The organism is Microbacterium sp. NPDC019599, assembly GCF_040632175.1.
GTDB lineage: Bacteria > Actinomycetota > Actinomycetes > Actinomycetales > Microbacteriaceae > Microbacterium.
This window is the reverse complement of the sequence record NZ_JBEYBL010000008.1, coordinates 220,027-226,306: the sequence shown is the minus strand read 5'-3', so window position 1 is coordinate 226,306 and position 6,280 is coordinate 220,027. Positions and strand designations below refer to the sequence as shown.

The window sequence follows — 6,280 nt, the reverse complement described above, 5'->3', positions numbered from 1 at the left end:
AGGACGAGGAACTCGCCATCTCCGACCTCGAGGTTGAGCTTGTCCACAGCGGGGCGCGTGCCCCCGGGGTACAGGCGGGTTGCGTTGTCGAACGTGACGGACGCCATTTTGTTCTCCTTCACCGGCAGGTACGTGCCGGACGATCCGTAGTGAATGGAATGAGCGGGGGCTTTCCCGCGCGCCCACCGTCGGGCGTATCTCTCAGTATTACACGGCAACCTGACGGTTCCGTAAACGAGGGTGGACTTCGGGATGCTGTCACCCGCTGTGCGGGCCTGTCTGGGTTTTTCCCAGCCTGGATCGTTAGCATCGTCAACGGCCGCCTCCCCGGTGCGGCCGGGCCGGATCGGCCTCCGTCTGCCAAAGGGTTCCATGTCGAACGACGAGTCACAGAGCGCGCCCATCACGAGCGACCGCCGTGAAGCGGTGCGTGAGAAGGCGCTTCAGGTCCAGGCGCAGCAGTCCAGGGCGCGTGTCATCCGCACCGCCGCGATCGCGATCGCGATCGCGGCCGTCGTCGCTGTGACCGCGCTCGTCGTGACGTGGACGGTCGGCTCCGCCGCGTCCAAGCCGCTGCTGGATCCGGACAACGTGACCGACGACGGCGTCGTCGTGACGTCGGTGACCGGCACCACGATGGCCGACAGCTCCGCCGAGATGGGCGCGCCCGGCGCCGGGACCTCGAGCGAGACGCCGACCCCGACGCCGACCGAGACGCCGTCCCCCGAGGCATCCGCCACCGCCGCTCAGTCCGCCGTCGACATCCGCGTCTACGTCGACTACCTCTCGCCCGGGTCGCGCGACTTCCAGCTCGCGAATGCGCCGCAGCTGTCCTCGTGGGTCACCGAGGGCGCCGCGACGCTCTCGTACTACCCGGTCGCGATGCTGACCTCGAAGTCGAACGGGACGAAGTACTCGCTGCGGGCCGCGAGCGCCGCCGCCTGTGTCGCGACGCACTCGCCCGACACGTTCTTCTCCTTCACGCACACGCTGCTCGAGCAGCAGCCTGCCGTCGACTCCGACGGGCTCACGGACGAGGAGCTCGCCACGATCGCGCAGGCCGCCGGCGCGACCTCGCCCAAGGTCGTGCGGGCGTGCATCGAGGACGAGGACTTCGCCGCGTGGGCGAAGTCGGCCACGGACCGCGCGCTCGAGGGCATCCCCGGCACGGACGGCGTCGCGCTGCAGAGCACGCCGATGATCCTCGTCAACGGCAAGCCGTACGTCGGCGCGCTGGACGACCCGGCCGAGTTCTCGCAGTTCGTCCTGACGATCGCGAGCGACAGCTACTACAAGACGGCCAGCCCTACGCCCACGCCGACCCCCTGAGCCGCGCGTTCCCCTCGCGGCCGCCCGGCTAGACTGGGCGCTCTGCCGACCTGGCGCAATTGGTAGCGCACCCGACTTGTAATCGGGCGGTTACGGGTTCGAGTCCCGTGGTCGGCTCCATTTCTCGCCGGATGGGCAGTCGGCGCCGGACCGACATCCCTACCGCTCGACCATGAGCGCGCTGCCCATGAGTCGCTGCGGAGCGATGTGGATCGCGACGCGTCGCGGGTTCTCGCGCGGCTGGCGATACCGCGACGCGTAGAGCGCGACGGCCTCGGCCACAGCTTCCGGGTCGGTGTGGATGGTCGCCGTGCCTTGAAAGGTGATCCACTCGGGCCCGCCGAGCTGACTGACCGTGGCCGCCTCGTTCCGCTGGATGTTCCGCACCTTCTGGGAATCGCCCGACGTGATGATGCGGAGGATACCGCCGTGGTAGGTGAAGCCCACGGGCACGGAGTGGATCCCACCCCATGGCGCGAGGGTCGAGAGAGTCGCGAGGTGGCGCTCGCGGATGAACTCGAGTCCGGCAGACGTCAGTTCGCGCATGGTCTCACGGTAACCCGCGGGATTCTGGTTCACTGATGCGGGGATGCCTCGCTCCGCGCGGGGTCCGCGTCGACGAACCGGAGGGGACATGGTGCGAGCGACTCGACACCGGGCCCGCCGGCGTGGCCTCGATGCCGCGCAGAGCGAGTGGCGGCGAATGTTCTCGGGGTCGACCATCGCCACCCTCGTCATCGCGTGGGTCACGACGATCGTGTTCCTCACGGTCGGGCACGAGTGGGTGGTGCATCCGGCGAATGCGACGTTGGCGGTCGTCTGCTTCGTCGTCATCCTGGGCGCGATCATGGTGGCCGCGTTCGGAGTCGTCCACCATGCCGAGCACCTCGCCGAGAAGGTCGGCGAGCCGTTCGGAACGCTGATCCTCACACTGACGGTCGTGGTGATCGAGGTCGTCCTGATCGCATCGATCATGCTCGCGCCCAGCGGGTCGGCGACGATCGGACGCGACTCGCTCTTCGCGGTCATGATGATCATCGTCAACGGCGTCTTGGGCCTCACCATCCTCCTGGGCGCGCTGAAGTTCGGACCTCAGCGGTACAACATGGAGGGCGCATCGATCTATATCGCGATGATCGCCGCACTGTCGCTCGTGACTCTGGTGCTGCCCAGCTTCCTCACCTCCACCGGCGACGGCAGCCTCGTGCCGCTCCAGTCGATCGGCATCGCGGTGCTCTCGGCAGCGCTGTACGTCTTCTTCCTCTTCATGCAGACCGGTTCAGACCGGGCGCTGTACCTTCAGCCGCTTCCCGAGCGGGTGACGGCGGGCCTGGCCGGCGCCCCCGAGCCCGAGCATCCGAAGGTCACACGGGGCGAGCTGCTCACGCGTTCGGCCCTGCTCGTCGCCACGGTGCTGCCCATCGTCCTGCTCGCGCACGATCTCGGCATCCTGGTCGATCGTGGCATCGAGCTCACCGGAGCCCCGGCTGCCCTGGGCGGCGTGATCATCGCGATCATCGTGTTCACGCCGGAAGCGATCACCGCCGTCCGTGCCGCGCTGGCGAACGAGAATCAGCGCGCGCTCAACCTCGGCCTCGGCGCGTTCGTCTCGACTGTCGGCCTCACGATCCCCGCGATCCTCGTGATCGGCCTCGTGACGGGCCAGCCCGTGATCCTGGGGGAGTCGCCAGGCAACATGGTGCTCATCTGCATCACGCTCGTGATGACCGTGATCACGTACTTCGCGCCACGGACGACCGCCGTTCACGGCGCCGTGCACCTCATGCTGTTCGGGGTCTACGGTGTGCTGCTGTTCGCGCCGTGAGTGACCCGGCCGGGTGCCCTGCTCACGCGCGCCACGGCGTGAGACGCGGCCACCACCCCGGGACGTTGCGCCGGTACTCGAGATACTGCTCGCCGTAGGCGCGGGTGAGGGTCGGCTCCTCGTAGCCCTTCACGAAGGCGACGACCGCAGTGAGCGTGACAGCCGCGTAGACCACGAGCCACCCGCTCCCGAACAGGAGCGCCTGACCCAGGATGATCGCGAGCACTGCGAGGTACATCGGATTGCGCACGAAGCGGTACACCCCTCTCACGACCAGCGTGCGGGTCGGGGCGACGGGGGCAGGCGTTCCGCCGTGGACGGCGAACAAGGCGAACGCGGAGAGGAGGAACGCGACGCCGACGATGATGGCCGCCCACGCGATCGGCAGGACGAGCCACCCGGCACCGCCCCACTCGTGCGGCTGCCAGTCCGTGATGAGCCAGGGGATCAGACCCGCGACGATGCCCGGTGCGAGGAAGAGGAACACGATCGTCCCGATCCAGGCGCGCGCGAGCGAGGCGGAGTGGGCCACGCGCGCCAGACTAATCCCGAGGACCGGGCGGCGCGACGGTCGCGTCTGCGGCACTCGATGCCGAGGGGGAGCCCGCGGCCGTGATGCGTGCGACGGCCTGTTCGACCTCACGGGGATCGCGAGGCTCGGCGTCGAGGGCGCGGTGGATGGTGAGTCCTTCGACGAGCGCGTCGAGCATGCGCGCCGTCTCGGGGTCGAAGTGACGCTCGAGCGCCCAGCGGCTTCGTTCCATCCATGCGCTGGTGATCGAACGGAATGCGGGTTCGCGGGCGGCGAGGGTGTACAGCTCGTGGGACAGGACGAGCTCCCGATCGTCGCCGAACACATCCTCGAGGATGATCGCCACGACCGCCTGCCGCGCGGCGTCGACGTCGGGTGCGGCGGCCATACGGCGCTCGAATCTGTCGCTGATGGTTCTGGCGAACCGGGTGAAGGACTCCCGCAGGAGGTCGTCCATGCCGTCGAAGTAGTACGTCATCGCGCCGAGGGGGACCTCCGCTCGAGCGGCGACCTTGCGGTGCGATGTGCCGGCGACCCCGGAGGCCGAGATGACCTCCAGGCATGCGTCGATGATCCGGTCGCGTCGGTCGGGATCGTTCCGGCGGCCGAGCCGCGACCCGGGTGCGCGCTGATCGACGGGCATCGGACTACTCGATCGAACGGATGACGCGGGCGGGGTTGCCGACGGCGACGACGTTCGCCGGGATGTCCTTGGTGACCACCGAGCCGGCGCCGATCACGGAGTTCTCCCCGATGGTGACTCCTGGGCAGACGATGACGCCACCGCCGAGCCAGACGTTGTCCTCGATCGTGATGGGCTCTGCGGCCTCGAGCTTGTCCCGCCGCGGCTGCGGGTCGATCGGATGTGTCGGCGTAAGGAGCTGGACGTTGGGCCCGAGCTGACAGTCGGCCCCGATCGTGATGGCGGCCACGTCCAGGGCGGTGAGGTTGTAGTTGACGAAGGTGCGGTCGCCGACGTGGAGGTTCTCGCCGTAGTCCACGAACAGCGGCGGGTTGATGTGGGCGTCCTCGCCGAGCGTGCCGACCAGATCGGCGAGGATCGCCCGGGCCGCGGGATCGCCCGCGACCTCGGCGCGGTGGTAGTCGTCGGCGAGTCGGACTCCTCGTCTGTGCAGCCGTTCACTCTCCGGATCGTCGGCGATGTACAGGTCTCCCGCCAGCATCCGCTCCCGGTTCGTACGGGGATCCCCGGCGAAGTAGTGCGCTGTCATGCGATCAACCTACCTCAGACTGTGTACGGACGTACAGATAGTGTGTACGATCGTACCTGCGCGACCAGGTCGGTCGCGATCTCTCTGCCGACGCCCTGGGAAAGGCAACGTACCGAGCCGTGTATTCGCTCCTTCTGGCGATCATCTACGTCGCCTTCATCAGCCTCGGACTGCCCGACTCTCTCGTGGGCGCCGGCTGGCCCGTCATGCATCAGGACCTCGACGTGCCGGTCGCCTACGCCGGCATCATCACCATGATCATCGCCGGCGGAACGATCTTCTCGAGTCTCGCGTCCGAGCGCGTCACCCGTCGATTCGGCGCGGGCGTCGTGACGGCCGTCAGCGTCGGAATGACGGCGGCCGCGCTCGTGGGCTTCTCCACCAGCGGTTCGTTCTGGATGCTGTGCCTCTGGGCGATCCCGTACGGCCTGGGTGCCGGCGCGGTCGACGCGGCGCTGAACAACTACGTAGCCGTGCACTACGCCGCGCGACACATGAACTGGCTGCACGCCTGTTGGGGGCTGGGTGCGTCGATCAGCCCCTTCGTCATGAGCTTCGCCCTCTCGTCGGGCCTCGGCTGGTCCAGCGCCTACCTCATCATCGGGCTCATCCAGGTCGTCCTCACATTCGTGCTGCTGATCGGCATCCCGCTCTGGGGCAAGGTGAACCCCATCGTCCCGAGCGAGCCCGCGGACGCGTCCGACGGAGCGCACGAGGACGGCGATGAGCCTCCCGGACCCAGGAGCGCGCATGTCCCGCTCGCTCAGGCGCTGCGGATTCCCGGCGTCAGGCTGATCCTGACCGCCTTCTTCGCCTACTGCGCGCTCGAGAGCACGGCGATCCTCTGGGCATCGACGTACCTGGTCAGCGATCGCGGAGTCGCCCCGGCCACGGCGGCGGCTTTCGCCTCCCTGTTCCTGCTGGGCATCACGGCGGGGAGATTCCTGGCCGGCTTCGTCGCTGACAGGATCGGCGATCGGCAGATGATCCGCGGCGGCTTCGCGACGGTAGGGGTCGGCGTCGTGATGCTCGCGCTCCCGCTCGAGACGGATGTGCTCGCGCTGGTCGGACTCGTGGTCGCCGGGCTCGGATGCGCGCCGATCTACCCCGCCATCATCCACTCGACCCCGGTGAACTTCGGCCGCCGCAACTCGCAGGCCATCATCGGCATCCAGATGGCCGCCGCCTACACCGGCTCGACTCTCGTGCCTCCGCTGTTCGGTGCGATCTCGACGGGCACCGGAATGTGGATCTTCCCGGTCTTCCTCGGGGCGCTCGTGGCACTGGGCCTGCTCATGTCCGAGCGGCTCAACCAGCTCGTCGCGAGCCGCGCGCGCGTCAGGCAGCTCGACCAGCGGTGAG

The 6,280-nt window shown here is 68.4% G+C and carries 7 protein-coding genes, 1 tRNA gene and 1 pseudogene; 4 read left to right on the top strand and 5 right to left on the bottom strand.

Translation table 11 applies throughout. From position 1 onward, the window contains the following. Positions 1-107: pseudogene (locus ABZ477_RS14815) on the bottom strand (sugar ABC transporter ATP-binding protein); the annotation flags it as partial. Positions 108-372: 265 nt separating this feature from the next. Here ABZ477_RS14815 and ABZ477_RS14810 point away from each other — a divergent pair. Both ABZ477_RS14810 and ABZ477_RS14805 read left to right on the top strand, forming a co-directional pair. Next, positions 373-1,329, top strand: coding sequence for a thioredoxin domain-containing protein (locus ABZ477_RS14810; protein ID WP_360134550.1), 957 nt, complete (start codon positions 373-375; stop codon positions 1,327-1,329). A gap of 44 nt (positions 1,330-1,373) precedes the next feature. Then, positions 1,374-1,449: transfer RNA gene (locus ABZ477_RS14805), tRNA-Thr, on the top strand. A gap of 39 nt (positions 1,450-1,488) precedes the next feature. Here ABZ477_RS14805 and ABZ477_RS14800 read toward each other — a convergent pair. Beyond that, a complete protein-coding gene (locus tag ABZ477_RS14800; RefSeq protein ID WP_360134546.1) occupies positions 1,489-1,875 on the bottom strand; it encodes a PPOX class F420-dependent oxidoreductase in 387 nt (128 codons plus the stop codon). A gap of 157 nt (positions 1,876-2,032) precedes the next feature. On the opposite strand from ABZ477_RS14800, the gene ABZ477_RS14795 reads away from it, so the two are divergent. Continuing rightward, positions 2,033-3,154 carry a calcium:proton antiporter gene (locus tag ABZ477_RS14795; protein WP_360134543.1) on the top strand — a complete coding sequence of 374 codons (1,122 nt, stop codon included), beginning with the start codon at positions 2,033-2,035 and terminating at the stop codon, positions 3,152-3,154. Positions 3,155-3,176: 22 nt separating this feature from the next. Here the strand turns inward: ABZ477_RS14795 and ABZ477_RS14790 are convergent, their stop codons facing one another. Genes ABZ477_RS14790 through ABZ477_RS14780 form a run of 3 tightly spaced genes read right to left on the bottom strand, consistent with a single transcriptional unit; the run spans position 3,177 to position 4,918 of the window. Beyond that, positions 3,177-3,686, bottom strand: coding sequence for an isoprenylcysteine carboxylmethyltransferase family protein (locus ABZ477_RS14790; RefSeq protein WP_360134540.1), 510 nt, complete (start codon positions 3,684-3,686; stop codon positions 3,177-3,179). A gap of 10 nt (positions 3,687-3,696) precedes the next feature. Continuing rightward, positions 3,697-4,329 carry a TetR family transcriptional regulator gene (locus ABZ477_RS14785; protein WP_360134537.1) on the bottom strand — a complete coding sequence of 211 codons (633 nt, stop codon included), beginning with the start codon at positions 4,327-4,329 and terminating at the stop codon, positions 3,697-3,699. Positions 4,330-4,333: 4 nt separating this feature from the next. Further along, positions 4,334-4,918, bottom strand: coding sequence for a sugar O-acetyltransferase (locus ABZ477_RS14780; RefSeq protein WP_360134534.1), 585 nt, complete (start codon positions 4,916-4,918; stop codon positions 4,334-4,336). 119 nt (positions 4,919-5,037) lie between these two features. Here ABZ477_RS14780 and ABZ477_RS14775 point away from each other — a divergent pair, with 119 nt between their 5' ends. Then, on the top strand, positions 5,038-6,279 hold the full coding sequence (locus ABZ477_RS14775) for an MFS transporter (RefSeq protein WP_360134531.1): 1,242 nt from the start codon (positions 5,038-5,040) through the stop codon (positions 6,277-6,279). The last annotated feature ends 1 nt before the right edge of the window (position 6,280 follow it).